Below are 25,663 nucleotides of genomic sequence, written 5' to 3'. Positions count from 1 at the left end.
ATCTGCACCGCTCGTTCGCATAAGTTATGAGCAGTATCGACGTCGCGTACGCGCCCGGCGATCCTCCCGAACGGATGTCTGGCGATTCCCCCGGCCGCACCTCTGGCGAGCACTTCGTCACACCGAGCTGACGCAAACCGACTGTATCCATCTCCGACACGCGCAAACCACAAGACACGAAACCCCACGGCACGTCGGAAGCGTATGAGCAACTATCTCGTCGCGATGGAGGCCGCGTGGCTGGTCCGCGACGTCGAGGACATCGACGACGCGATCGGCGTCGCTGTCAGCGAGGCCGGCAAGCGACTGAACGACAAGAACAAGGAGTACGTCGAGGTCGAGGTGGGGGCGACGCCGTGTCCCGCCTGTGGGGAGCCGTTCGACTCGGCGTTCATCGCCGCCAACACGGCCCTGGTCGGACTCGTCCTGGAGATCGACGTGTTCAACGCCGACAGCGAGGAACACGCCTCCCGCATTGCGAAAAGCGAAGTCGGCGGCGCGCTTCGGGACGTCCCGCTCTCCGTGATCGAAGTGATCGAGACCGAAGCCGACGAGGAGGAAGACGACGACACCCGGGTCTACTCCGACGAGTGACCCCGCGGGCGGGACGCGCCCGAAACACTTTCGTATAACTTCGGGTAATTAGCAGTATGGAGCTCCCGACCCCCGAGGATCTGCGGCAGCGTCGCACGGAGTTAGACCTGACCCAGAGCACCCTCGCAGAGACAGCCGGCGTCTCCCAGCCGCTCATCGCGCGGATCGAGGGCGGCGACGTCGACCCACGGCTGTCCACGCTTCGGCGAATCGTCAACGCCCTCGAGGAAGCCGAGGGCGGCATCGTTCGCGCCGACGACCTGATGAACGAGAACGTCGTGAGCGTCGCGCCCGACGACTCGGTCCGTTTCGCGCGGGACGTGATGCTCGACGAGGGGTTCTCGCAGTTGCCCGTCATCCGCGACGGCCGGCCGGTCGGCCTCATCTCCAACAGCGACATTCGGCACGCCCAGGAGGGCGAAGACGTCGGCACACTGCCGGTCGCCGACGTGATGCGCGAGTCCGTCACGACCGTCGAGCGGTCGGCAACGCTCGAAGAGATCGACGCGGCGCTGGATCACCACTCGGCCGTGCTCGTGGTCGAAGGCGGCGAGACGATCGGGATCATCACCGAGGCGGACGTCGCCGCCCACCTGTAGCGGCGCCGTCTACAGATCGACAAGGCGAGTGCCTCCGGGCTTGCCCCGAGGGACTTCACCGCCGCACTCAGAGTTCCAGCCCACGAATCGAGACCTCTTCTCCCGCTTCGACGCGACCGATCACGCGGCCGTCAGTCGCCTCTGCCAGCGCCTCGGCGTCGGCAGGTGCGAGCGCGCAGACGAAGCCCGTCCCCATATTGAACGTCCGGTGCATCTCCTCGTCGGAGACGTTCCCCTCCGACTGGACGAACTCGAAAACCGGCTGGGGGTCGAACGCGTCGTCGACGACGTAGCGGTGATCGCCCAGCCGTTCGAGGTTCGTCCAGCCGCCCCCGGTGACGTGGGCGGCGGCCCTGACGTCGTGTTCTCGCATCGGATCGAGTAGGTAGGTATAGAGCCGCGTCGGTTCGAGCAGCGCCGCGCCGAGCGTGTCGTACTCGCCGAACGGACAGGGATCGGTGTACTCGTAGTCGCGCGTGACCGCGGTCCGCGCGAGCGTCAGGCCGTTCGAGTGGATCCCCGAGGAGGGAAAGCCGACCAGCGCGTCGCCCGGTTCGGCCTCGCCAGCGAAGATCGCGTCCTTCGCGGCCAGGCCGGCGCAGGTCCCCGCCAGATCGAGCCCCTTGATCACCTCCGGCATCACAGCCGTCTCGCCGCCGACGAGTTCGATGTCGGCTTCGTCGGCGCCGGCGCGGAGCCCCTCGCCGATCTGCTCGGAAAAAGTCTCGTCGGGTTCGTCCACAGCGAGGTAGTCGACGAACGCGACCGGGCGGACGCCGGCGGCGACGAGGTCGTTGGCGTTCATCGCGATGCAGTCGATCCCGACCGTCGAGTAGTCGGAGAGCGCCTCCGCGACGAGCAGTTTCGTCCCGACGCCGTCGGTCGCGAGCGCGAGATATCGGTCTCCGATATCGAGCAGGCCGGCGTAGTCGCCCTCGCTCTCGCCGACCGCGCCGATCAGCGCCGCTGTCGCCGCCTCGCTCGCCTCGATGTCGACACCCGCCTCGGCGTAGGTCAGTTCTTCTCCTTCGGATCCTGTGCCGCCGTCAGCCGCCTCCTCGGTCATATCCGAATTCCCGCGGCCGGGGGAGAAAATACGTCCGGTCTCGGACGCGAGGCGGTCGATCGAGGATCGGGGCCGAGCGTCCGCGCCTCGGGGCGTCGACGACGTCTTGCCGCCCGCATCTCGGGGACCGACGACCACGGATTCGAAACCGGTGGCCAGTAGAGGACGATAGCTCTCCGAATCCGAGTTACAGTTTTAGAAGGCGTTTTAAACTTTATCGACCATTTAGAGAGAGTATTGAAACATCGGTAAAAAGTCTATAACCCCCGATAAACCGTCACGAAACGACTGAACGCTCTGGGCATTATATGTGGTTGTCTCTCCTATAGGGTAGTGAGGCGAAACAGATGTCAAGTGTCCCCCGCTCCCTCGAGTCCTCCCTCGAACGTGACTCCCTCCGTCGCGGCTTCAGCGTCGCAAACACAGCCGTCAGAACGAGCCTCCAGGGCCTCACAGTCGTGAGCTTCTGGGCCGCGATCGTCCTCCCCTTCACGTACTTCCCGCTGCTTTTGGGCGGGCTGACCGGCGGAGAGCTGTTCCTCTTTGTCGCCCTCGTCGCGATCAACGCCCTCGCGTTCGTCCTCGGCCACGACTACGACCCCTCCCCGTAGCTGGCGGCGGCCTCAGGACAGCGTTCAGTCGCCGAGGGAGACGGAGCACCGAGATATCGTTCTAGAAGCCGAACCCGACGAGGAACGCGCCCGCAGTGAGGAGTATCGCGGGCACGAAAACGGCCACGAAGACGGACTTGCTCCAGCCGAGCACGGTTTTCCCGTCGAGCGGGCCGAACGGGAGCATATTGAACGCCGCCAGAAAGAGGTTGATTATGAGCCCGCGTGACCCGACGAGCGCCAGGAATTCGGCGCCGACCGTGGCGCCGATCAGAAACACCGGCAGGAAGATCGCCGCAAGCACGGCGTTCGTCGCCGGACCGGCCAGCGCGATGAGGCCGTGTTCGCGCGCGGTCAGCCGTCCCCGGTGGTGGACAGCGCCGGGAGCCGCGAAGATGAAACCGGCGAGGGCGCTCACCACCGCGAGAAACAGCATTCCGTAGTCGGCGCGGAACTCCGCGACCTGCCCGAACCGAACGGCGACGACCTTGTGGGCGATTTCGTGGAGCAGAAAGCCGACGCCTGCCGTCAGCAGGCTGACGAGCACGGGGCCGACGATTCCCCCTTCGAGGATACCGAGCACCGCGCGCTGGCCCCCGCCGGCGAAGAAGAGCGCGAACGCGACGCCGAGAGCGATCCACGCGGCGGCGAGATCCCGGAGTTCCCGGGAGCTAAACGAGAGATTGGCGACGTCCATTACGCCACCGACCCCCAGAGGATCTCCCAGCCGTTCCGTGCGCCCTCGAAGAGCAGTCGCGTCACGCCGGCCGCCCCGCCGAGATCAAGGGCGAAAAGCGGCAGCAGGTACGCGACGAACAGCGCCGAGGCGACGATGCTCCCGATGTTCGTCGCGGCGACGACGATGATGAGGCGGAACAGCGGCACCGAAAACATCTCCTCGACGAGGTCGCCGATCGGCTTCTCCTCGTCGGCCAGGAGGTCGTTGAGCGTGCTGATGTCGGAGATGTTCACCGGGTCGTGCCGGAGTTCCATATAGCCCGCGAACCAGCCTGGTGCCAGGAACGGATTGATCGACGTCATCCACGCCACCGCGCCGCCGACGAGCGAGGAGGACCACCGCGCGCCCGCGGCCTTCGCCAGCCCCGCGGCGAAGATGCCGTTGACGAGGAACCACGCGCCGAACAACCGCAGCAGCGTGTCGTCGCCGGCCGACGACAGCGCCAGGAGCACGAAGAAGCCGATCACGACCACCGAGATGGCAGTGCCGACGACCTTCCCCCACGGGATCCCGCCCCCGTCCGTTCCCGTCAGCGAGGCCATCGGCGGGAGTTCCTCGGGGTGTTCCAGATAGCGTTCGATCCCCTCGCGGTGGCCCGCGCCGACGACCGCGAGGACGTCTGCGCCGGACTGCCGGAGCGCGACCAGTTTGTACGCGATGAACGCGTCCCGTTCGTCGATGAGCGCCGCTGCGCCACCGGGCGAGAACTGCCGGAACTCCTCCATCATCGCGGTCACGACGTCGGTGTCGGTCATCCGCGACATATCGATCTCTTCGACGTCGTCGACCTCCGCGGCTCCGAAGACCGCCGCAAGCTGGCCGATGACGCCACCGACGAGCAGGCCGCCGACGATCCCGACCGCCATACTCCCCACGACGCGGACGGTGAAATCGCCCAGCGCGTCGACGACCGGCGCCGCCAGCCCGAAGCCGACGCCGGCAACACCGCCGATCCCGATGCCGGCCGCCAGCGCTGCGAGCAGTCGATCCTCCGTCGAAAGGACCGAGGAGCCGAAGACCCAGATCGCGGCGGCGACGCCGACGGCGACGACGACACCGCCCGTAATCCGCGAGAGCACTGGGTGCCCGAGCCCGACGCTCCCGCCGAAAATCGCCACGAGCGGGCCGAGTAACACGCCGAGGATGACGCCGCCGGCGAGGCCGACACCCCGACTGTCGCCGATGCCGAACGCCAGGCCGCCGATCATCTGCAGCTTCTCCACGAAGCTCATCCGCGACCAGAACCGCCGCATCGTCTCGTTGATGTCGCGGTCCACGAGCGCGACGTCGATGCCGAGGTCCTCGGCGGTCTCGACGGCGGCGAGCATATCCGCACCGGGCGTCACGTCGAACCGGTCGCCCAGGCGCGCCTGCACGTACGACAGCATCCAGTAGGCGATGAACTGAAACACCGTGTTGCCGCTGAGGAGGTCACCGGGTTCGATGTCGTCCGGTTCGCCGCCTTTTAATTGGCGGTACCGCCCCTCGTCGAGTTCGACGGCGACGACGTCGGGACGCTCGGCGTCGATCGTCTCCTCGACCTCGCGGACGCTCTCCTCGGAGACGTGTGCCGTCCCGACGACGCGGACGCGACCTTCCCCGGCCGCTTCCTGACTCATTTGACTCCCCTACCGCGTCACGGCTTTTACCGCTGTCGGAGCGGCTGTTCCGGCGTGGTCGTCCGCGAGGCGGACCGTCCATCACGGAGCGGGAGTTCTCTGTCTACTACTCCCCCGGCCGGAGAAACGTCAGCACGTGACCGTCGTCGTCAACCACCCGAAGACCGCCGTCGACGGGGTACGGCCCCGTCCGCCAGGGCGCGCCCGCCTCGACCGCCGCGTCGGGGTTGGAGGTCTCGAACGCCAGGTCCACGTGGAGCCCGCCGCGGCCGTCGGCGATCCCCAGTTGCGGCTCCCACAGTTCGAGGTCGACAGGTCCCGAGAGCCGGACCCGCCGCCGTTCGTCGCCGCGGTCGACGACCTCGAATCCGAGCCGTCGGTAGCGCTCCTCGGCGGCCGCGAGATCGATCACCTCCAGCACCACCTCGAAGATTCCCGTGAGTGGGGGTGCCGCTCCGGTGGCCGGGTCGTCGTCCTCTCCGATTCCGTCGCTCCCGCCGTGTTCGTGCGCTCCCGCACCGCTGCGATCGATGCTCCCGATCTCCACGCAGTGGCCCGCGGGATCGTCGACGTACAGGGAGTCGGTTGTGCCGAAAGAGAACTCGACGGGATCGAGATCGGCGAGTCGCTGCACCCATCGGCCGTAGGCCGCCGGGGTCGTCGCGAACGCGTAATGGGTGTGAACCCCGCCGCGCGGTCGATCGGTCGGCCGTCGGAGGCGGAGCGTCGTCGCTCCGACCGCATAGTCGACGGCTGATACGGCCTCCGCCCCGGTATCTGTCGACGCCGCGTCGCCGTCGCCTGTCTGTGGAGCAAGTCCCAAGCGTTCCTCGTAAAACGCGCGGGCCGAATCGAGATCCGCGACTTCGAGTCCCAGCCGACGGAGCGCCGTGAGCATACCCGACAATCGAACGCGAGGGCCAAAGAGCTACGGTCCTCGCTTGCACCGGTGCGAAGGTATTTTTATCACGTTTCTCTACACGGAGTATGGCCGAGACGGGGATCGGGGATCTCTCTGCGGAGTTCGCCGACGAGATCCGGGTCCTGCACGTCGACGACGACCCCGCGTTCGTCGATCTGACCGCGTCGTTCCTGACGCGGATCGACGAATCGTTCTCTGTGGAGACCGCCACGAGTCCGAGTGAGGCACTCGACCGGTTCGAATCGACCGCCTTCGACTGCGTCGTCAGCGACTACGAGATGCCCGAGATGAACGGGGTCGAACTACTCGAACGGATCCGAAACCTCGATCCGGAGATCCCGTTCGTGCTCTTCACCGGCAAGGGCTCCGAGGAAGTCGCAAGCGACGCCATTTCCGCCGGCGTAACCGACTACCTCCAGAAGGAGACCGGGACAGACCAGTACACCGTCCTGGCGAACCGGATCAAAAACGCCGTCGAACAGCATCGCTCCCGGCGGGCGCTGGCCGAGAGCCAAAAGCGGCTCTCCCGGTTCATCGAGCAGTCGCCGCTGGGCACCATCGAGTACGACGAATCTTTCGAGATCGTGCGGGTAAACGAGGCCGCAACGGAGATCACCGGCTACGACGCCGACGAACTCGTGGGCGGGACGTGGCTGCCGATCGTCCCCGAGGAAGAAAAGCGCCACGTCGCCGAGGTAGAGCGGCAACTGCTGGCGGATCAGGGGGGCTACCACAGCGTCAACGAAATCGTCCGGAAGGACGGCGAACGGCGGCTCTGTGTGTGGCACAACCACGTCGTCACCGACGAGGACGGCGAGGTCATCACCATCTTCTCGCAGTTCGAGGACGTGACCGAGGAACGGCGTCGGCAGGCGGAGCTCCGTCGATCGAGCGCCGTCCGGACCTCGCTCTTCGAGACGCTCCCGGTCGGCATCCTCGTAGAAGACGAAACCCGCTCCGTACTGCGGATCAACGAGCGGCTGTTCGAGCTGTTCGAGTTGTCCGGATCGCCCGAGGAGATGGCCGGCGCCGACTGCGAGGCGTTCGCGTGGGAGGTGAGCGACCGCCTCGAAGATCCGGAGGGGTTCGTTTCGGAGATCAATCGCCGCATCAGGGGTGGAGAACCCGTCTGGAACGACGAGGTGGTATTCGACGACGGGCGCACGCTCGAACGGAACTATCGCCCGATCGAACTGCCGGAAGGCAAGGGCCACCTGTGGGTGTACTACGACGTCACGGACCGCACGGAACGCGCCGAGCGGCTCGAAGCGCTCAACGGAACGGCACGTGAGCTGATGGCGGCGGAAACCCGCGAGAAGGTCGCCGAGATCGGCGTCGAGGCGGCGGCATCAGTGCTGGGCCTCGATGCGAACGCGATCCACCTCCACGAGGACGGGGCGTTGGTTCCGGCTGCCGCCACCGACGAGGTCTTCGATCTGATCGGTGAAGTGCCGACGTTCACCGGCGACGAGAGTATCGCGTGGCGCGTGTTCGAGCAGGGCGAGCCGACCGCCATCGACGACATCCGAACGGACGAAGACCAGTACAATCCGGAGACGCCGATTCGGAGCGAACTGCACCTCCCGCTCGGCGAGCACGGAATCCTGATCGCCGGGTCGTCGACGCCTGACGCCTTCGACGAAGCCGACGTGGTGCTCGGCGAACTCCTCTCGGTGACGCTCGCAGCCGCGCTCGAACAGGTCCAGCGGACCGACCGGCTCCGCGAGCGTGAGCGGGAACTGACACGACAGAACGCCCGGTTACAGGAGTTCGCGAGCGTCGTGTCTCACGACCTCCGCAATCCGCTGAGCGTGGCAAAAGGCGGGCTGGAACTCTTCCGGGAGTCCTGCGACAGCGACGACCTCGATCGGGTCGCCCGCGCTCACGAGCGGATGGAGACGCTGATCGAGGACCTCCTGACGCTCGCTCGCGACCGCGAAACGGCCGTCGAGTTGGTCTCGATCGATCTGACGCCGTTCGTCGAGCAGACCTGGAACAACGTCGATACGACCGGGGCGACGCTGGATGTCACGGGAGACGTCACGATCCGTGCCGACGAGACGCAACTCAGGCAGTTGCTGGAGAACCTCCTCAGTAACTCCGTGGAGCACGGCTCCACGAGCTCCCGTTCGGACACTCACGGGGACGCCGTCGAACACGGTTCGACGAGCTCTCCTTCGGACGCTCAGGAGGACGCCGTGGAGCACGGCTCCACGAGCCCCCGTTCGGACACTCACGGGGACGCCGGCGAACACGGAGGCGACGACACCACGGTGACGGTCGGCCTCCTTCCGGACGAGCCCGGGTTCTACGTCGAGGACGACGGACCCGGAATCCCGCCCGAGGATCGCGACCGCGTCTTCGAGTACGGCTACTCGACGACGGACGATGGCACGGGGTTCGGGCTGTCGATCGCCAAGCAGTGCGCCGAGGCCCACGGATGGGATATCCGCGCGACCGACGGGACCGACGGGGGCGCGCGGTTCGAGATCCGCGGCGTCGACGTCGTCGAGGAGTGAGGCACGCGCGGTCAGGGACGCCTCTCCCCGCTTCAGCGGATCTTCCGCACGTCGCTCACGTCGAATCCGCCCTCGTGGATCTCCGTCTCGAAGCGGACGATGTTCTCGCGTTCGATCTGCGAGAGCACGCCCTGGAACTCCTGGACGACCATCGTCCGGGCGCGCTTCGAGCCCCCGGACTCCCACTCGAAGGTGAGGGTCCCGTCGGCGGCGTCCATCAGATGGCCCAGCTGGGTGGGTTCGAGCGTCGCCCGGCTGACGTACGCGAGGATGAGCCCACCCCAGCCGTGTGCGGCCTTCGCGAGTCCCCGAACCAGCATCGCGATGTCGTTCCACGTCATCTCGTCGGAGATGCCCGCCACGAGATCCGTGATCGAGTCGATGACGACGAGGTTCCCCGCCGCGTGGCGGTTGAGATACTGTCCGAGTGCTGTCAGGACGTCCGTGCGGCCCTCCGTGCCGCTCAGATCGCGGAGGGCGGTCGTCTCTCCCATATACCACTGCCGCGGGACCGGGCTCAGCTGGAAATACTCGGGGGAGAAGTCGCGGACCGTGACGCGGTCGACCGCCGCGGAGACGAGGTCGTCCTCCAGCACGTAGGAGATCTCCCGGCGGATGTTCGACTCGTCGTCGGTGAACGAGAGATAATGGACCTCCGGCGGGAGCGTGGCGTCCTCGTGGAGGTCGCCGTAGTGGAGGTCGAACAGCTCCCGGTCGGTGTGAGCGACCGCGTTCATCGTCACGCTCGTGTACATAAACTCCCGCGCGCCGGCGCCGGGTTCGCCGACGAGGAGCACCACTGTCCCGGGTGGGGCGCCGCCGTCGACGACGCCGTCGAAGCGGGAGACGCCGAACGGGATGCGATCCATACCGAAGCGTCGTCGCCGGCGCCGTTAATCGTTTCGGGCGCCCCGAGCCGGATCTCCCGCCGAAATCCCGGTGAGGTCAACCGTAGCGCCGTCGTTGCGGCAGGCGACGACACGTACCTCGCCGTCCAGGCCCGCGGCGTCGAGCGCGGACTCTCCGGCGTCGCGGGCCGCCGCCGCACGGTCGCGGTCGGTGACGGCGTAAACGCAGGGACCCCAAGAGGACTGGCCGACACCGTAGCACGCGGGGTGATCGCCGAGTGCGTCCACGACGCGATCGACCGGCGACCGGTAGACGCCGCCCTGCTCGTCCGTGTACCACTGCCCGTTCAGGCGGCCGATGGTCTCGACCGCCGCACCGAAGCGCACTGCGTCCTCTTCCGCGACCGCCGGCAGCAGTCGGCGGGTCACCTCGCCAGCGATCCGGTCGGCGACCCCCGGGTCTGCCTGCTGAATTACCGCGCGGATGCTTCCGTCCTCGTCGTCGCCGTTCCGTCCCGGTTCGACGTCGGGCACGACGAGCAGAAACCGCCACTCGTCCGGGATCGCACGCCGGACGCTGACCGCTGGCACCTCCCACGCGCCGTCGGCCGGCCGATCGGGCGTAAACCGTGCCGATGGGTGACCGGCGTCGACGACGAACCCGCCGCGGCGGAAGGTTCCGACGCCGACCCCCGACCGACCGCCCCGACCGAGTTCCGGCGCCAGCCGCCGGCTGTCCGGATCGCGGCCGTACGCGCGGCCGATCGCTTCGAGGAGCGACAGCGCGAGTTTCGTCCCGCTGCCGAGACCGACGTGCCGCGGGAGCGCCGATTCGACGCGAACCGCGGCGCCCGGAACGTCGAGGATCTCGACCGCACGTTCGGTGTACTGGCGGATCGCGGCTGTGGTTTCTCCCCCGGTCGTATCGCGACACTCGACACTATCCGCAGGCTCGGCGACGACGACGGTTCGGGGCTCGTCGAGGGCGACGCCGAGGCTGCCGTAGAGGCGCTCGTGTGCCAGACTCAGGTTCTGGAAGCCGAAGTGGAGTCGGCCGCCGGTCGCGACGCGGGCGCGTCTCATCACTATCCGCTACCGGGAGCGGGCGGTTGGGGATTTCGACGGTGGCAAGCGGACCCGGTGTCGGAAGCGGCGCTTCGCCGGCGCGATCCGACACCCCGGGTGCTGTCTCGTGATTAGGGGAGCGGGCAGAGGCTCGCGGTGAAGAGGGCGACGTCGTCGGACTCGTTGCGCGCGCCGTGTTCGACACCGCGGTCGTGGCGGACGACACCCGGCGCCGCAACGAGTTCTTCCTCGTCCTCGCGGACGACGACGACCTCGCCTTCGAGGATGTGGAAGACGTTCGTGCTCTCTCCGTGTTCGTGGGGGTCGAGTTCGGCACCCGGGCCGAGCGCGAACGCCTTCACGAGCACGTCGTCGGTGACCACCAGTTCCGCGGTCGTGACCTCGCCCGCTGCGGGGTCGAGGTTCGCGCGCGCCTCGTCGTACAGATCGAGTTCGGACATACCCACTCCTGGGTCGGGATCGTATATATACTGTTGGCTGTCGGTGGCTGGCGAACGACGCCGGTTCCCCCGACGGTCGACAGATGGTGAGAGAATGTGCCCCCAGAATACGCCCTTCAGAACGCGCGGAGGTCTTCGAGGACGGCGGCCGCAGCCCCGGAGTCGATGCTCTCGCGGGCCAGTTCGAGCCCCTCGTCGAGCGTCTCGGCGTCCTCGCGGGCGTAAATCCGGAACGCGGCGTTGAGCGCGACCGCGTCGGCGAAGTGGTCCTCGCGCTCGCCCGCGAGGATCTCCTCGGTGAGTCGCGCCGAGTCGCCGGCGACGTCCTCGGGGTCGACTTCCAGGTCCTCGTACTCGAAGTCCATCCCGTACTCGGGCGTCTCGATCTCGTAGTCGGTGAACTCGCCGTCGGTCCACTCACCGACCTTCGTGTAGCCCGGCCGGATGTCGTCGTAGCCCTCCATCCCCTGGAACATCACGACCCGGCGGGGGTCGTCCGACTCCATCCCCTCGAAGGTCTCGACGACCTTCTTCGCGAAGGCAAGATGGTAAAAGGAGCCCAGGTGGACGTCGGCGTTCGCCGGGTTCGCGATCGTTTCGACGGTGTTGACGAACGTGCGGACGCCGACCTGGTCGCGGCGGTCCCACAGGTCGTCGACGTGCGGCGCGAACTCCGGCTGGTAGTAGAAGCCGAACCCGGTCTCGTCGACCATCGCGGCGCTCTCGGTCGGTTCGATCTCGGTACGGATCCCGAGTTCGTCGAGCACGTGCTTGTACGCGTCCTGTTTCTGCGTCGGGACGCGGTCCCCGGAGTGGACGACGACAGGCGTGCCCGCACCGGCGGCGACGATGCCCGCTGCGGCGCCGAGAATCGCGGTGTCGCCCTTGCCGTCGTAGTTCGCGCCGCAGTCGACCGGGTCGGCGTCGGGTTCGGCCGAGACGACGTCCTCGGCGATCACGTCGGCGTAGGCGGCGAGTTCCTCGGCGACGTTGTGCTTCCAGCGGTTGGCGATCCAGAACGCGCCGAGCGTCGTGGGATCCGGTTCGCCGGCGAGGATTCGCCGCATCGCGTCCGTCGCCTGTTCGCGCGTCATATCCTCGGCGGACTTGACGCCCGATCCGACGACCTCGGTCATCAGTCGTTTCAGCGGCCACTCCCCGAATTCGGCAGTCTCCGGCGATTGCGCCATATAACGACCCGTTGGTGGTGGATCGCCAAAAGTGGCCCGCCTGATTCTCATACTGATTACTCTCGTCTCTTCCCGCCGAGCGCCGAAGGCGGGGATGGCGCTCGGCGGTAAACAGTGAGAGTAACTAGTATCAAACTGTTGGCTCTCAGTAGGTGCTGGGTCTCCCCGCGGCACGAGGCCGAAATAGGTAGGTTCGTCCGGTCCAAAAGACGGGTAATGAGTACGCTGGAAGACGACTGGCGCGCCGACCTCGACGACGTCGACGCCGCGCTCGTCGACGAGTACCAGAGCGGCTTTCCCGTCGTCGAGCGGCCGTTCCGCGTCGTCGCCGACGACCTCGGGATCGACGAGGGCGAGGCACTCGATCGGGTCCGTCGGCTCCGCGAGCGGGGTATCTTCCGCCGCTTCGGCGCGGTGTTGAATCCGCCGGTCATCGGGAGTTCCACGCTCGCGGCCGTCGCGGCGCCCGAGGATCGCTTTTCGGAGATCGCCGAGATCATCAACGGCTACCGGCAGGTGAACCACAACTACCGCCGCGACCACGAGTGGAATATGTGGTTCGTCGTCACCGCCGCCTCCCGCGAGAAGCGCGATTCGATCCTCGCGGAGATCGAATCGAAGACCGGCTGTTCGGTGCTGAACCTCCCGATGCGAACGGACTACTACATCGATCTGGAGTTCCCCGTCGTCAACGACGACTCGTTCGCGCGCGAGACGCACGCGGGAGCCGACGGAACATCGGCGCCTGCAGCCACCGACGACGCGGCGAGCGCGACCGCAGGGGGCGATGGTTTCGACGGCACTGATGCCTCGGCGACACGGATCTCCGAGGACGCCGTCGGCGGGCTCTCCGAACTGGAGGCCGCGCTGCTCGTCGAGATTCAGGAGGGCTTTCCGCTCACGGCGACGCCGTACCGCGACGTCGCCGACGCGATCGACGCCGACGTCGACGCGGTCGTCGCCGCCGTCGAACGGCTGCTTGCGGACGGCTGCATCAAGCGCGTCGGCTGTGTGGTCAACCACATCGTCACCGGCTTCGACGCGAACTGTATGGTGGTCTGGGACGTCCCGGACGAGGAACTCGACGCCCGGGGGGAGGCCGTGGGCGAACTGCCCTACGTGACGCTGTGTTACCACCGGCCGCGGCGCCCCGACCAGGAATGGCCGTACAACCTCTTTACGATGATCCACGGCCGCGAGGGCGCGGCCGTCGACGACAAGATCGACGAACTCGCCGCCGACTACCTCCCCTTCGAGCACGAGCGGCTCTACTCGACGGAGACGCTGAAACAGACGGGCGCACGCTACGACGAACTCGTGAGCGCCGGGTCGGAGTCCGGGCAGTAACGTTTCGCGTCAGGTGTCGAGAATCGTCGAGAGCAGTTTTCCCTGCGCGGCGGCGAGATGCTCGGTGAACGTCGAGGGGTCGATTCCGAGTTCCGCAGCGACCTCGCCGGCGTTCGCGCGCTTCGGATGCTCGAAGTACCCCATCTCGTGGGCAGTCCGGAGTACTTCCCGCTGGCGATCGGTGAGTTCGCCCCGATCGACCAACACGAGATCCTGGTCGCCCTCGTCGTGGTTCGATCGGATGAGCCGGTGGACGGCGACGTTCGACCACCGCTCGTCGAGTTGTGCGACTACCGACTGCAGGGTGTCGATGTCGGGGGCGTAAAACGAGACCGTGAGTTCGCCGTCCCGGGAGTAGATGCCCTGGACCGGACAGTCGAACTGCTCGATGCACTCACAGAGACACGTGCGCGTTTGTGACCGTTCGAACCGGTAGACGCGTTTCTCGCCGGAGGCGAACACTTCGCGGAGATCCGTGTCGACGGACGCCTCGACCGACTCCGCCGGTGCGTCCGCACTGAGGGTGAACTCCTCGGTAATGGGTTCCTCGGCGTCCCGTGGCACGGATTTCGACACCGCCGAGGCCTCCCCGCCCGCTGCCGACGACGCCCGTGCGGCCGGGCAGTCGGCAGGAGAGCCGATGTGTATTTCTGCACGGATGCCGCTCATATATCCGGCGAGAAGAAGGGGAATCCAAAGAACCGTTCGGCTTCGATCCGGCGGCGACCCCCCGTTCAAGGTAAAAAATCCCCGTATATCGTGGTTCGATCTATAATCGGCTTCCCGGAAAATGTTTTCTTGCGCTTCACCCACGCCTGATAAAATTGCTCCCAACGAGAGCAAACGCAAGCCACCAATGAAACGACGAAACTCCCCTGTCGCGAAACTCGGACACGTCGCAGCGCACACACCCGACCTCGACGAATCGCTGTGGTTTTTCAACGAGGTGATGGGGATGCAGATCACCGAACGCGACGGTGACACGGCCTATCTTCGCGGAATGCGTGACTGGGAACACCACACGCTCAGTCTCACCGAAAGCGGGGACCAGGGCGTCGATCACTTCGCGTTCCGGACCGAGAGCGCCGAGGCGCTGGACGAACTCGAACAGCAACTGAAAGCCGACGGCGAGGAGATCACCCACGTCGAGGCCGGCGAGGAGAACGGCATCGGCGAGGCGATCCGCGTCACCAAGTTCGGCCACAACTACGAGTTCTACTGGGACGTCGAGAAGCCCGACGCCCCCCAGGGCAAGCGGTCGGGACTCGGAAATCGCGTCTACAGCGAGGCCGTCGGCAACCGCATCGCCCCGCGCCGGATCGACCACATCCACGTGAACGATCCCGGCGAGAACGCGTTCAAACACGACGAGTGGCTGCGCGAGACGCTGAATTTCCAGCTGAACGAACGATATCAGGCCGAGAACGGCGAGTACTGGGGCTGGTGGTACGCGGTCACGCCGCTCCCGCACGACATTGCTATCCACCGCGAGGGCGAGGACGACCCCACGCAGTTCCACCACGTCGCCTTCCACCTCGACAGCCTCCAGGACCTCTGGACGGCGGCCGACATCTGCAGCGAGTACGGCATCGAGATCAACAACCGCAGCAACGGGCCGGCGATGCACGCGATCACGCGCGCGGACTGTATGTACGTGAAAGACCCCGCCAGCGAACTCCGCCTGGAGCTTTTCGCCGGTCCGGGGTACCTCAACTTCGAGCCCGACTGGGAGCCGATCGAGTGGAAAGAGGGGTCCCTCGGCGGCCCGACGAACCACCAGTGGCACGGCGGCGGTCCAACCTGGGACGGCATCGACTACGTGTAGCTATCTGATCCGTCACATACTCTGTTTTATCCTTCCGTCGGAGAGTCCAGCCTCGGCTTCAGCGGCTAGATCGATATCGACGGACGCCGTCCCGCGAACCCCACTCACTGGGAGAGCGGCGAAACCCGATAGAGGGTTCGTGCAGCGGAGAGCGCACCCATCTTCGCGAGCGCGCCGCTCCGGTAGGCCCCGTATTTCGCGTAGAAGCTGCTCTTTCTCGCCCCCGCCCCGGCGTAGTGCCGCGCCGACGTCGGGATCGGTGTCCGTCGTCCCTCGACGCGGGTCGCGCCGTCGCCCAGCGCCGACAGAATCACGTCGGCCGTCAGCTCCGCCCGGGAGACGCCGTCGATCCCGATTTCGGTGTACGCGCGGCCGACGTACCCGACCTTGTGCGCGTCGCTCCCGGCGACGCCGGGATAGCCGTACGCCTCCGCGTACCGGCGCGCCCGGCGGTTCTTCCAGCCAGTGAACGCCCAGGAGTTGTACACCTCGATGGCGTCGGGCTCGACGCCCTGCAGTCGCCGCTTCCGGACGCCGTGACGGCTCCGCTGGAACGGATGGGGCACGATCGAGGTGCCGCCCCGTTCGCGCACCCAGGCGGCCGTCTCGGCCATCGGCGCCCGCCGCGGGGGCATCTCCTCGATCCCGAGCGCCAGCAGGTGCCCGTCGGCGGTCGAGACCTCGACGCCCGGAATGCCTACGAGGCCGTACTGCGGCGCCAACTCCGCGGCGCGGACGGATTCGTGGATGACGTCGTGATCGGTGACCACGACGGCGTCGAGGCCGATCTCGGCGGCCTGCTCCAGCAGGAGCTCGACGGGATCCGTGCCGTCGTATGAGGCGTCCGAATGGACGTGCGGATCGATTCTGACGGTGAGCGACACTACCTACTGTTGGTGTCGACGGTAGTAAAGGCTGTCTCCACGGCATTCGGTGGTGTACTCCCGCGGGTTACCAGTTCGCCTCTTTGATCCGCTCGCCGGTCTCGTGGCCGTTCCAGAGTGCGCGCTCGACCCGGCCCTCGCCGGCGACCCAATCACCAGCCACGTACAGTCCGGCGTCGGTCGCGGCCCCAGCGGCGGTCTCGAGCCCGGAGTCCGGGAGCGCGTAGCGCCAGCCCTGGTCGTCGATCCAGTCGGGGTCGCGGTATCGATCGTCGTCGAGCAACGCCGCCACGCGTTCCGTCACGTCGGGGAGAATATCGTCGAGCCCCTCGTCGTAGCGGGCGGTCGACCACTCCGGGCCCATCTGGACGATCAGGAGGCTCTCGCCGTCCGGCACGTGGCCGTCCTTGCACTCCTCGCGAGAGAGCCAGCCGATTGCGTGCGCTTTGTCCGTGTTCACGAGGCCGTACCAGGGATACGACTCCCGGAACGGGTAGTGGAGGACGACCGTTCTGATCGTCCGATACGGAACAGCCTCGACGGCGTCGCGGAGCCGGTCCAGGCGGTCGTCCGGCCAGTCGGTCGCACGGAGCAACTCGGCCGTCTGCGGTGCCGGCGGCGTCAGCAGCACCACGTCGAACGGGCCGTATCGCTCCCCGTCCTCGTCGACAAGGGTCCAGCGGCGCCGGCTGGTGTCCGAACCACCGTCGCGGGTGAGTTCCGTGACCCGGGTCCGACGGTGGACGGTCGCGTCGGTCCGGGCGAGGAGGCGTTTGGCCAGTTGCGTCATCCCTTCGGTCCACGTCCACTTGTGACTGCTCCGGTCGTCACCGGCCGCGATGTCGCCTGCGCCGTCGAACGTCCAGACCGGCGATTCGATATCGACCAGGCCGTCGGTCCCGAGCGACGAGAGCAACGACGCCGTCCGGTCGTCGGCCTCCTTCAGGTAGTTCGCGCCGTAGTCGTAGTGACAGCCGTGCTTCCGGCGAGTCGCTGCACGGCCACACACGCCGCCGCTCTTCTCGACGATCGTCACCGTGGCGTCTGCGTCTCGGAGGGCGTACGCCGCACCGGAACCGGCTGCACCCGCACCGACGATTCCGACACGCATCGGCTCGTCGGTCGCCGACGGGCCCGAGGGATCGGCTCGTTGAGTCACGAACGGAGCGACGGACGCGACGTGCTTCACCGTTCTGGCTGGGTTCCGACAGTCGCTTTCGATCGGCCGGTCGTGGATCGAGGCCGACGGCTGGCGTTACGCTCGGTGAAAACCGGGACGGAACGGTTAAACCGGAGACGGGTGAGTTGCGAGTATGCGGATTCCGAGTGGGGTCAGCGGCTTCGATCATCTGATCCAGGGGGGGTTCCTGCCGGGACGGCTGTACGTGTTGTCGGGGCCGCCGGGAAGCGGCAAGACGACCTTCACAGCGCAGTTCGTCGCCGAGGGGCTCCGGAACGGCGAGGACTGTCTGTACGTCACGATGCACGAATCGCGCGAGGAACTCGTCGACGATATGTCGAACTTCGAGTTCGGCTTCGAGACCCTCGCGAACTCCGAGCAGTTCCGCTACGTCAACCTGGCGAGCAACAAGGGCGAACGCCTCCTGAATCAGTTTTCACAGAGTGGAAACTCGGGTGCACAGAGTCTCGCGGACAAGATCGTCGCGTTCGTCAACACCCGGGAGATCGATCGGCTGGTGATCGATTCGACGATGCTCTTAGAGCTGCTCTTCGCGGACGGCGACGAGGAGATGACGCGCTTTCTCACGGCGCTGAAAAGCTGCAGCGCGACGACGCTTCTCATCTCCGAGATGACCGATCCGAGCGCCTACTCCGACGAACACTACCTCGCGCACGGCGTGGTCTTCTTCCACAACTACCTGGAAGCGACGGGAATGACGCGGGGGATACAGGTGGTGAAGATGCGCGGCACCGATATCGACTGTGACATCCGGTCGCTACGGTTCACCGACGAGGGACTGGTCGTCGATCCGACCAAACGCGTAGACTTCTGAGATGTACGAACGCGCCTTCGACACCGACTGGGAGTCGCTCTCGGGCGACGAGGCGATCCGGCGGATGTACGCCCTCGGCATCTCCGCGGAACTGGGCCACCGCTACCCGGAGGAACGGTCGCGGATCCGGGAGCTGGCCTCCAGCGCCTACGAGCGGAGCGTCCTCGATTTAGCCTTTCAGGAGGGCAAACGGAAGGTGCAGGACGTCCGTCCCCACCACGAGTCAGACGAGGCGACCTGGGAGACGCTCATCGAGACCGCCGATTCGCCGTCGCCGCCGCCGGAGTCGCTCTCGACGGAGCAGGGACACCCCTCGGAGATCCCCGACGCGGTCGACCGCCCGTCGCTGCTCGACGGCTTCGACGTCGACGACCTCGAAAAGCTCCGGCTGCCGTCCCTGCTCACGCGCGACGAGGAGTGAGGGATCCGGTCGCGGGCTAACTGCCGCCCCGGCCGGGCCGGGAGTTCTTATCTCTCCGGTTCAAAGGACACCCATGTCAGACGAAACGATCGAGGACCTTCCGGACTCGGACTCGGAGTGGCGAGAGCGACTCACCGACGAGGAGTACCGGATCCTGCGCGAACGCGGGACGGAACCGAAGTTCAGCGGCGAGTACCTCGACGTCGACGAGGACGGCACGTTCCGGTGTGCCGGCTGCGGCGCAGCGCTTTTCGACAGCGAGACGAAGTTCGGCTCCGGTACGGGGTGGCCCTCCTTCTTCGACGCCAACGAGGACGCGGTCGAGACTGAGATTGATACCAGCCACGGGATGCGCCGCACCGAGGTGCTGTGCAGCAACTGCGGCGGGCACCTGGGACACGTCTTCGACGACGGCCCCGAACCGACCGGGCAGCGGTACTGCATCAACTCCGCGGCCCTAGACTTCGACCCCGAGGAGTGAGGGTCCGACACCGGCCGACTGAGAGCGCTCTCGGCGGTTACTCGTCGCTCGCGAGGTTCACCGTCAGCACGGGCGCCGACGCTCGAGCGACGACTTTCTGGGAGACGCTCCCCATCAGGTTCTTGGTGTAGTCGCCGCGGCGCGTGCCCATCGTGATCAGGTCGGCGCCGAGTTTCTTCTCGTGGGCGAGGATCTGGTCGGCCGGATCGCCCTGTCGGATCGTGGTTTCGACGTCGATGCCGGCCTCCCGAAGCCGTGTCGCGGCACGGTCGGTTGCCGCCTCGCCCTCGCCTTTCAGCTCCGAGAGGACCTCGGTCTTCATTTCGTCCTGTAGCGTGAGGAACGCCCGGTCGTCGACGACGTAGAGGATGTGCACCTCGGCGTCGCGTCGCCCGGCGATGTCGGCGGCGGCCTCGATAACCGTCTCCATCGAGTTGGTCCCGTCAGTGGGCAACAAGATTCGCTCGAACATATGGTTCTATCGGCCCTTTCAGCCGCGGCACCCTATATCCTCCTTTCTCGTCTCGATCCGGACGCCGGTGTGACTCGTCGCGACTGCGACCGCGGCCGCGGCGTTGAAGGCGGTCGACCCCGTCCGTTCGCACAATGCACTCGCGGCTGGTTCCGGATCGGCTCCCGACACGCCCCGAGACCGCCGTCTTCGTCTCCGGCGTCACGAGTATGGGCCTCGAGATCCTCGCCGGGCGGATCCTCGCCCCGGAGTTCGGTAACAGCATCTACACCTGGGGCGGCATCATCGGCGTCTTCCTGGCGGCGCTCAGCCTGGGCTACCACCGCGGCGGGAAGCGCGCGGCGTCGAACGCCTCTCACAGCCGTCTCGTGGGCGTCTTTCTCGTGACGGCGCTGTACGTCGCCGGCGTCGTCCTCTTCGGCGATCTGGTCGTCCAGTCGACCGACGTGTTCCCGCTGCCGAGCCAGTTCGCGTCGCTGCCGGCGATCACGATCCTCTTCGGCCCGCCGACGTACCTGCTGGGGTACGTGAGCCCCTACGCGGCGGAACTCGCCGGCGGCGACGTCGGCGCCACCGCCGGTCACGTCTACGCGGTGGGCACCGTCGGGAGCATCGTCGGCGCGTTCGCGACCACGTACGTCCTGGTCCCGACGCTCTCGGTCCCCCAGATCGGTCTCGTGCTGGGACTGTCGGCCGTCTCGGCCGCGGCCGCCGTCGGCGCGCCGGATCTTCGGGGCCATTCGGGCCTCCGTGTGGGCGTGGTCGCCGTCGCGCTCGTCGCGGCCGCGGCCGTCGGCGGGGTCGGCCCGGGGGTGACCGGCGACACCGTCTACGGAACCCAGACCGCGTATCAGGAACTGCGCGTCGTCGACCGGGACGACACGCGGACGCTCTACCTCGACGGCCAGCCGCACAGCGCGATGGATCGAGAGGATCCCACGCGACACGTCTTCGAGTACACCCGGTACTTCCACGCGCCCCTGCTTTTCACCGACGACGTCGACCGCGTCCTGTTCGTCGGCGGCGGCGGCTTCACCGGCCCGCGGATCTTCCACGAGCGGTATCCGAACGTCACCGTCGACGTCGTCGAACTCGATCCCGCCGTCGTCGACGCGGCCGACGAGTACTTCGGGGTGCCCGACTCCCCCCGGATGAACGTCCACGTCGGGGGCGGCCGGCAGTATCTCGCGGAGACGAACCGCACGTACGACGTCATCGTCCTCGACGCCTACCGGAAGGACACCGTGCCGTTCCAGTTGACGACGGTCGAGTTTATGCGGCTGGCCGCGGAGCGCCTCGACGACGACGGCGTGTTGCTCGCGAACATCATCTCCGCGCCGAGCGGGCCGGCCTCTGAGTTCTACCGCGCGGAGTACAAGACGATGGAACGGGTCTTCCCGCGGGTCTACAGCTTCCCGACCGCGGGCGGCCCGGTCGTCCAGAACATCGAGGTCGTCGCGACGAAAGACGAGACCCTCCTCACCCGCGAACAACTGCAGGCGCGGAACGAGAAGCGCGACATCGGCATCGACCTCTCGGCGGACCTGCGGTCTTACCGCCGGGACGAACCCACCGACGACGTGCCGGTCCTCCGGGACGACAGGGCGCCGGTCGACAGCCTCCTCGACGGGATGGTCGGCCAGCGGTACGTGCGCACCCGGGCGAACGAATCGGGAGCGGAGAACGCGACGCCGACGAACTGATTGCGGCAGTCTGACGCCGACGAACTAATTGCGGTAGGCTGACGCCGACGAACTAAGTACGACAGCCGACGCCGCCGACCCACTTGCGAGGCCGACAGCGAGAAAATGACTACGACAGTCCGACCCGGCCCGGAATCGCCCGTCGACAGCGGTCGAACGCGTCGACACAGCCGTCGGCCGTCGCGGCCAGCCCCGCCGTGATCCCGTTCGCGAGGCGGCGGCCCGCCCTGGCAGTCCACCCAGCAGCCCCTCGACCCGCCCCCGCGACGCCGGACGCCGTCCGCCGGAGCTTTCGGCCGAGACGAGAGGGTGCCGCGAGACTCGTGGTCGTCGCGAGACAGACCGCCGCGAGCGTCGGGACGGCCGCGACGGACCGGATGCGGGAGTCGGCGGCGATCTCGGTCGCGTTCCCGTCGGCGTTGGCCTCGTCGACATCCGGCGTCGCGTACGGGTCCGGATCCTGCAGGTCGAGGAGGACCTTCCGCGCGATGAAGGTCGCGCCGTTCGGGAACTCCGGGGCCGCCGGCGGGTCGGCGACGGCGTCGAGGACGTCGATCGGGTCGGGGGCGACCGCAAAGCCGCCGACGTCGAACCGTTCGAGCCAGTCGGCGACGGCGTCCTGCTCGTCGGTCGCCGGGTGGACGACACACGGGGTGCCGGCCACCGCGGCGTCCATAATCGTCGAGTAGCCCGAACAGACGACGACGTCGGCGCCGCGGATGTACGGCAGGAGCGACTCTACCGGCTCCCAGCCCTCGTCGGCGACGTTCAGGACGTCGTAGCCCTGGCGGCGGAGGTGGCCCGCGACGCGGGACAGCGAGGAGTAGTGGCTCGGCACCACCACCACGTCGGCGTCGTTCCGAACCGGCGGCTGACCGTCCAGAGCCACCGGCGGGATCCGCGTCGCCGCCGCCGGATCTGCGCCCGACTCCGGCCAGACAACCGGGTAGAAGAACTCCCGCGCCGCGGAGAGCTGAAAGAGCGTGTGGAACCGGGCGCCGGTCCGCTCGGCGAAGTCGTCGTACAGGCCCGGCATATCGTGTTTCAGCACGTACAGCGGGACGTCACACCGGGTCGCCGCCATCGCGGCGAACATATCGTCGGTGACCAAAGCGTCCGGCTCGGTCGTCGACAGCCAGGCCTGGTAGTCCGCGATCCGGCCCAGGCTCGCCGGGAGGCTCCGCTTCGTGGCCTGCCACACCGACCCGTTCTGGTAGGCGTCGATGTAGTCGACGTTCGTCGGCTCGAACTCGTCGTAGCCGTTGAGCGCGACGAACTCGCGGCCGGCGCCGCCGCCCGCCATCCGCACCGATCCGCCGGCGGACTCGATGGCTTCGGCGATGGCTAACATCCGCGTCGCGTGTCCCGCACCCTCGGGGTAGTGCGCGACAGCTACGGTCGGGGACATTGGACTCGCCGGAAGGTCTCTCTCCGGTTTTATGTGTCTTTTGGCGCGGGTCAAAACCGCAAGAACGGCCGAAATCTACCGGCTCAGAACCCGAGACCGCCCCAGCGGATGTAGACCATCACGGCGACGATGCTGAGTTGAAGGACGCCCTGTACCCCGCTCAGCTTCGCGTTTCGCATCCCGATCGAGGCGATGAGGTCGGTGTCGGGACTTTCTGACGTCATCTCCAGATACATCCGCGCCTCGCCGGGGAGCAGTACGCCGAACCCGAGGATCGTGAGCACGCTCACGATGCCGAGCGCCACCAGAATCGGGACCCCCGGCATCGCGAAGCTGCCGAGGTTCGCCACGAGTGAGACGGCGCCGCCGCCGACGATGACGACGAAGAGCGCGAGCCACCGCGGGTCGGTGAACGAGTCGAACTGGTAGCCGACGGCCGCCAGCGCGAGCCCCATCGCCACGACCGAGAACAGCCCGCCCCACGCCGCGAGCCCGGGGAGCAGTCCCATCTCCGCCGCCAGCACCATCCCGCCGAAGATGGTGGTGAACGCGAGCGTCGGCATCAGGAAAGTCATCTTCGGCGTGAACCGCTGAAACACCGCAGCGCGCTGTTCGACGGCCAGCCCGCCGAGCACCGGCCCCAACACCATCGCCATAAAGAGGTCGATACCTGTCCACAGCACCCCCGCCATCACGTGGACGTACGTGAGCTGTTCGACGGTTCCGAACAGGACCGCACCGACGAAAAGCGCCAGCGGAACGAGCACCGCCCCCGCCCCGAACGCCGGGTTCGCCCGGTTCGCCATTCCCCTGATCGTGTCAACGACTGATACACTCACACTGACAACCGAGCGGTCGGGCGATAAAGGGTCTACTGGTCCTCACGAGAGATTGCCGGTTCGCTCCGGATCTCGCTTATGACACACAGCGCCGTCGCTTACAACTGAATCTGGAAGGAAAAATCGCGGATCGTGCGTCGTCACCGAAATGCGTCGCGTGATGCCGACACGCGGGGAGAAACTCCCGCGGACGCCGGGCGGCGACGGTCTCCGTTCGGACGCGTTCGACCTGATTAGACGCGGACGACGTTCGTCGCGCGGGGGCCCTTGGGGGCCTGTTCGATCTCGAATTCCAGTTCGGTCCCCTCGGTGAGGTCCTCGCCGCCGACATCCTCCATGTGGAAGAACACGTCCTCGTCAGCGTCCTCTGTCTCGATGAAACCGTAACCGCCTGTGTCGTTGAAGAAATCAACCGTACCGTTTGCCATTGCAAACGGTCTGATGCCGGATTGACGTATAAGCCTTCCGCAATCAATTCGAAAATAGAGCAGGAAAATAAAGAAGATTCGAATATCGTTCTACTAGTTGGCAGACAGCCCAAACGATCGGTTTTCCGACGCTGCGGTTCCGTTCTTGGGGACGAGAGTGATCAGTATGAAACCGTTCGATCTCGCCCGCTATCGAGCACGCGTCAGTGGCTGGCGGGCGGATCGACCAACTGGCCCGACTGCTCTTCGTCCCGCGGGAAGTTCTCGATGGTGTCCGCGCGGAAGGCGTCTTCGTCGAACTCATAGTCGGCGTCGAAGAAGTCCAAGAGCGTCTCCGTATCGCGCATCGCGTTCTTCAGGCTGGTCGAGGCCCCCGGAGAGGGCGTGATGTTGAAGATGATGTCGTCGCCGACGATCTTTGCTTCACCCATATCCAGCGACTTCGCGCTCGTGTCGACGATCTGGGGCCGGACGCCGCCATAGCCCGTCGCGCGCTCGATATCGTCGGCTTCGACGCTCGGGACGACCTTCTGTACGTGCGGGAGGAACGCCCGCTTGCCCACCCCAGGTACGTCGTACAGGAGGTTTCGGAGCACGTACGGCAACAGGATGCGGTCCGCGAGGATGTTGGCGTAGCTGAGAAAGGAGGCAGCGTTGAAGCCGAAGACGTCGAGGAAGTCGCTCACTGTCGAGATGCGACCACGTTCCAGCGCCGGGACGAGTTTCGCGGTCGGCCCAAAGCGCGTGACGCTCGGGTCGTGGACGTCCGCGTCGCCGTGGATCGCGGCGAACGGCAGTTTCTTCATCTGCAGCGTGTAGACCTTGCCGTTCAGGAGATCCTCACCGAGGAAGAAGCTGCCCGCTACCGGAAGCAGGGACATCTCGTCGCCGTAGCCCAGTTCTTTCGCGATCTGGAGGCTGTGTGAGCCGGCGGCGACGACCGCCACCTCGCAGTCGAACGGTCCCGCCGGCGTCGTAAGCGTGTACCCCTCGGTGTTCTCGGTGATCTCCTCGACTTCGGTCCCCGTGTAGACGTCGACCGTCGACTCCTCGCGCGCCTCCTCGACGAACGACTTCGTGGTTGCGCCGTAATCGACGACGTACCCGTCCGGAGTTTGCAGCGCGAGCAGTTCGGTATCGGGGTCGCGACCCTCCACGACCTTCGGTTCGATCTCTTCGATCTCCTCGCGACCGATCGGCCGCAGTTTCGGGAACAGATCGCCGAAGCCCTCGTCGTGGTACCGCCGCTCGAGGGCCTCGACCTCCTCCTCGCCGACGCCGAGCACCATCTTGCTGCGCTTTGCGTGCATCTCCCGGTCGGGGTCGTGGTTCTCCAAATAGCCGGCCAGGAGTTCCGCGCCGGTCTTGACGCCTTCGGCCTTCTCTAAGGTGTAATTCGTCTCGATGTCGCCGAAGTGTAGCGTCTGCGAGTTGTTCGTGTGGTGGGAGTTGATCGCCGCGATCTCCGACTCCTTCTCGATCAACGCGATCGACTCGATGTCGGTGAACTTCGCCGTCGTATAGAGGAGCGATGCGCCGCTGATACCGCCGCCGACGATGACGAGGTCATACTGTCCTGACATATTCTGGGTTGAGTAGGTATCTCG

The 25,663-nt window shown here is 66.6% G+C and carries 26 protein-coding genes; 10 read left to right on the top strand and 16 right to left on the bottom strand.

What is annotated here, in order from left to right; translation table 11 throughout:
* The first annotated feature begins 204 nt into the window (after positions 1-204).
* A complete protein-coding gene (locus tag RJT48_RS09060) occupies positions 205-594 on the top strand; it encodes a DUF555 domain-containing protein (RefSeq protein ID WP_311171939.1) in 390 nt (129 codons plus the stop codon).
* A gap of 56 nt (positions 595-650) precedes the next feature.
* Complete coding sequence (locus tag RJT48_RS09055; RefSeq protein WP_311171938.1) at positions 651-1,193, top strand: CBS domain-containing protein; 543 nt, start codon at positions 651-653, stop codon at positions 1,191-1,193.
* Between the two features lie 67 nt (positions 1,194-1,260).
* On the opposite strand, the gene purM is transcribed toward RJT48_RS09055, so the two are convergent.
* Positions 1,261-2,259: a phosphoribosylformylglycinamidine cyclo-ligase gene (purM, locus tag RJT48_RS09050; protein WP_311171937.1), complete on the bottom strand. Its 999-nt coding sequence runs from the start codon at positions 2,257-2,259 to the stop codon at positions 1,261-1,263.
* 347 nt (positions 2,260-2,606) lie between these two features.
* Here purM and RJT48_RS09045 point away from each other — a divergent pair, with 347 nt between their 5' ends.
* The gene (locus RJT48_RS09045) at positions 2,607-2,870 is read left to right on the top strand and encodes a DUF8028 family protein (protein ID WP_311171936.1); all 264 of its coding nucleotides are present in this window, start codon (positions 2,607-2,609) and stop codon (positions 2,868-2,870) included.
* Positions 2,871-2,931: 61 nt separating this feature from the next.
* Here RJT48_RS09045 and RJT48_RS09040 read toward each other — a convergent pair whose 3' ends face one another.
* From RJT48_RS09040 to RJT48_RS09030, 3 genes are all read right to left on the bottom strand, one after another.
* Positions 2,932-3,567, bottom strand: a complete 636-nt coding sequence (locus RJT48_RS09040) for a zinc metalloprotease (RefSeq protein ID WP_311171935.1) — start codon at positions 3,565-3,567, stop codon at positions 2,932-2,934.
* Positions 3,567-5,228 carry a TraB/GumN family protein gene (locus tag RJT48_RS09035; protein WP_311171934.1) on the bottom strand — a complete coding sequence of 554 codons (1,662 nt, stop codon included), beginning with the start codon at positions 5,226-5,228 and terminating at the stop codon, positions 3,567-3,569. Before RJT48_RS09035 ends, RJT48_RS09040 begins: the two co-directional genes overlap by 1 nt.
* Before the next feature lie 106 nt (positions 5,229-5,334).
* Positions 5,335-6,126 carry a VOC family protein gene (locus tag RJT48_RS09030; protein WP_311171933.1) on the bottom strand — a complete coding sequence of 264 codons (792 nt, stop codon included), beginning with the start codon at positions 6,124-6,126 and terminating at the stop codon, positions 5,335-5,337.
* Between the two features lie 89 nt (positions 6,127-6,215).
* On the opposite strand from RJT48_RS09030, the gene RJT48_RS09025 reads away from it, so the two are divergent.
* The gene (locus RJT48_RS09025; RefSeq protein WP_311171932.1) at positions 6,216-8,669 is read left to right on the top strand and encodes a hybrid sensor histidine kinase/response regulator; all 2,454 of its coding nucleotides are present in this window, start codon (positions 6,216-6,218) and stop codon (positions 8,667-8,669) included.
* 32 nt (positions 8,670-8,701) lie between these two features.
* On the opposite strand, the gene RJT48_RS09020 is transcribed toward RJT48_RS09025, so the two are convergent.
* From RJT48_RS09020 to RJT48_RS09005, 4 genes are all read right to left on the bottom strand, one after another.
* Positions 8,702-9,538: an RAD55 family ATPase gene (locus tag RJT48_RS09020; protein ID WP_311171931.1), complete on the bottom strand. Its 837-nt coding sequence runs from the start codon at positions 9,536-9,538 to the stop codon at positions 8,702-8,704.
* A 24-nt stretch (positions 9,539-9,562) separates the two neighbouring features.
* Positions 9,563-10,600 (bottom strand): beta-ribofuranosylaminobenzene 5'-phosphate synthase family protein, encoded by a 1,038-nt coding sequence (locus tag RJT48_RS09015; RefSeq protein WP_311171930.1) that lies wholly within the window; start codon positions 10,598-10,600, stop codon positions 9,563-9,565.
* A 113-nt stretch (positions 10,601-10,713) separates the two neighbouring features.
* Positions 10,714-11,043 (bottom strand): cupin domain-containing protein, encoded by a 330-nt coding sequence (locus RJT48_RS09010; protein ID WP_311171929.1) that lies wholly within the window; start codon positions 11,041-11,043, stop codon positions 10,714-10,716.
* A 116-nt stretch (positions 11,044-11,159) separates the two neighbouring features.
* A complete protein-coding gene (locus tag RJT48_RS09005; protein WP_311171928.1) occupies positions 11,160-12,233 on the bottom strand; it encodes an anthranilate phosphoribosyltransferase in 1,074 nt (357 codons plus the stop codon).
* A 216-nt stretch (positions 12,234-12,449) separates the two neighbouring features.
* Between RJT48_RS09005 and ahbB the strand changes: the two genes are divergently transcribed.
* A complete protein-coding gene (gene ahbB, locus RJT48_RS09000) occupies positions 12,450-13,580 on the top strand; it encodes a siroheme decarboxylase subunit beta (protein WP_311171927.1) in 1,131 nt (376 codons plus the stop codon).
* Between the two features lie 9 nt (positions 13,581-13,589).
* Here the strand turns inward: ahbB and RJT48_RS08995 are convergent, their stop codons facing one another.
* A complete protein-coding gene (locus tag RJT48_RS08995; RefSeq protein WP_311171926.1) occupies positions 13,590-14,249 on the bottom strand; it encodes a helix-turn-helix domain-containing protein in 660 nt (219 codons plus the stop codon).
* Positions 14,250-14,436: 187 nt separating this feature from the next.
* Between RJT48_RS08995 and RJT48_RS08990 the strand changes: the two genes are divergently transcribed.
* Positions 14,437-15,405: a VOC family protein gene (locus RJT48_RS08990; protein WP_311171925.1), complete on the top strand. Its 969-nt coding sequence runs from the start codon at positions 14,437-14,439 to the stop codon at positions 15,403-15,405.
* Positions 15,406-15,509: 104 nt separating this feature from the next.
* On the opposite strand, the gene RJT48_RS08985 is transcribed toward RJT48_RS08990, so the two are convergent.
* Positions 15,510-16,289 (bottom strand): CehA/McbA family metallohydrolase, encoded by a 780-nt coding sequence (locus tag RJT48_RS08985; RefSeq protein ID WP_311171924.1) that lies wholly within the window; start codon positions 16,287-16,289, stop codon positions 15,510-15,512.
* A gap of 67 nt (positions 16,290-16,356) precedes the next feature.
* Complete coding sequence (locus RJT48_RS08980) at positions 16,357-17,400, bottom strand: NAD(P)/FAD-dependent oxidoreductase (protein WP_311171980.1); 1,044 nt, start codon at positions 17,398-17,400, stop codon at positions 16,357-16,359.
* Between the two features lie 202 nt (positions 17,401-17,602).
* On the opposite strand from RJT48_RS08980, the gene RJT48_RS08975 reads away from it, so the two are divergent.
* The 3 genes from RJT48_RS08975 to msrB all read left to right on the top strand — a co-directional run bounded on the left by RJT48_RS08975 (position 17,603) and on the right by msrB (position 19,206).
* Complete coding sequence (locus RJT48_RS08975; RefSeq protein ID WP_311171923.1) at positions 17,603-18,304, top strand: RAD55 family ATPase; 702 nt, start codon at positions 17,603-17,605, stop codon at positions 18,302-18,304.
* Between the two features lies 1 nt (position 18,305).
* On the top strand, positions 18,306-18,725 hold the full coding sequence (locus RJT48_RS08970; RefSeq protein ID WP_311171922.1) for a DUF8057 family protein: 420 nt from the start codon (positions 18,306-18,308) through the stop codon (positions 18,723-18,725).
* A 73-nt stretch (positions 18,726-18,798) separates the two neighbouring features.
* Positions 18,799-19,206, top strand: coding sequence for a peptide-methionine (R)-S-oxide reductase MsrB (msrB, locus tag RJT48_RS08965; RefSeq protein ID WP_311171921.1), 408 nt, complete (start codon positions 18,799-18,801; stop codon positions 19,204-19,206).
* Positions 19,207-19,243: 37 nt separating this feature from the next.
* On the opposite strand, the gene RJT48_RS08960 is transcribed toward msrB, so the two are convergent.
* Positions 19,244-19,678: a universal stress protein gene (locus RJT48_RS08960; RefSeq protein WP_311171920.1), complete on the bottom strand. Its 435-nt coding sequence runs from the start codon at positions 19,676-19,678 to the stop codon at positions 19,244-19,246.
* A 134-nt stretch (positions 19,679-19,812) separates the two neighbouring features.
* On the opposite strand from RJT48_RS08960, the gene RJT48_RS08955 reads away from it, so the two are divergent.
* Positions 19,813-21,381, top strand: coding sequence for a spermidine synthase (locus RJT48_RS08955; RefSeq protein WP_311171919.1), 1,569 nt, complete (start codon positions 19,813-19,815; stop codon positions 21,379-21,381).
* Between the two features lie 109 nt (positions 21,382-21,490).
* On the opposite strand, the gene RJT48_RS08950 is transcribed toward RJT48_RS08955, so the two are convergent.
* The 4 genes from RJT48_RS08950 to RJT48_RS08935 all read right to left on the bottom strand — a co-directional run bounded on the left by RJT48_RS08950 (position 21,491) and on the right by RJT48_RS08935 (position 25,639).
* Positions 21,491-22,789 (bottom strand): glycosyltransferase, encoded by a 1,299-nt coding sequence (locus RJT48_RS08950; protein ID WP_311171918.1) that lies wholly within the window; start codon positions 22,787-22,789, stop codon positions 21,491-21,493.
* Between the two features lie 83 nt (positions 22,790-22,872).
* The gene (locus RJT48_RS08945) at positions 22,873-23,628 is read right to left on the bottom strand and encodes a hypothetical protein (RefSeq protein WP_311171917.1); all 756 of its coding nucleotides are present in this window, start codon (positions 23,626-23,628) and stop codon (positions 22,873-22,875) included.
* A gap of 233 nt (positions 23,629-23,861) precedes the next feature.
* Positions 23,862-24,056 (bottom strand): cold-shock protein, encoded by a 195-nt coding sequence (locus tag RJT48_RS08940; protein ID WP_089766429.1) that lies wholly within the window; start codon positions 24,054-24,056, stop codon positions 23,862-23,864.
* 203 nt (positions 24,057-24,259) lie between these two features.
* Positions 24,260-25,639: an FAD-dependent oxidoreductase gene (locus RJT48_RS08935; RefSeq protein WP_311171916.1), complete on the bottom strand. Its 1,380-nt coding sequence runs from the start codon at positions 25,637-25,639 to the stop codon at positions 24,260-24,262.
* Positions 25,640-25,663: the final 24 nt, after the last annotated feature.

Origin of the sequence: Halobellus ordinarius, assembly GCF_031823395.1 — an archaeon.
Classification (GTDB): domain Archaea; phylum Halobacteriota; class Halobacteria; order Halobacteriales; family Haloferacaceae; genus Haloquadratum; species Haloquadratum ordinarius.
Note: the sequence above shows the minus strand (reverse complement) of the source record. Positions and strands in the feature narration are given on the sequence as shown.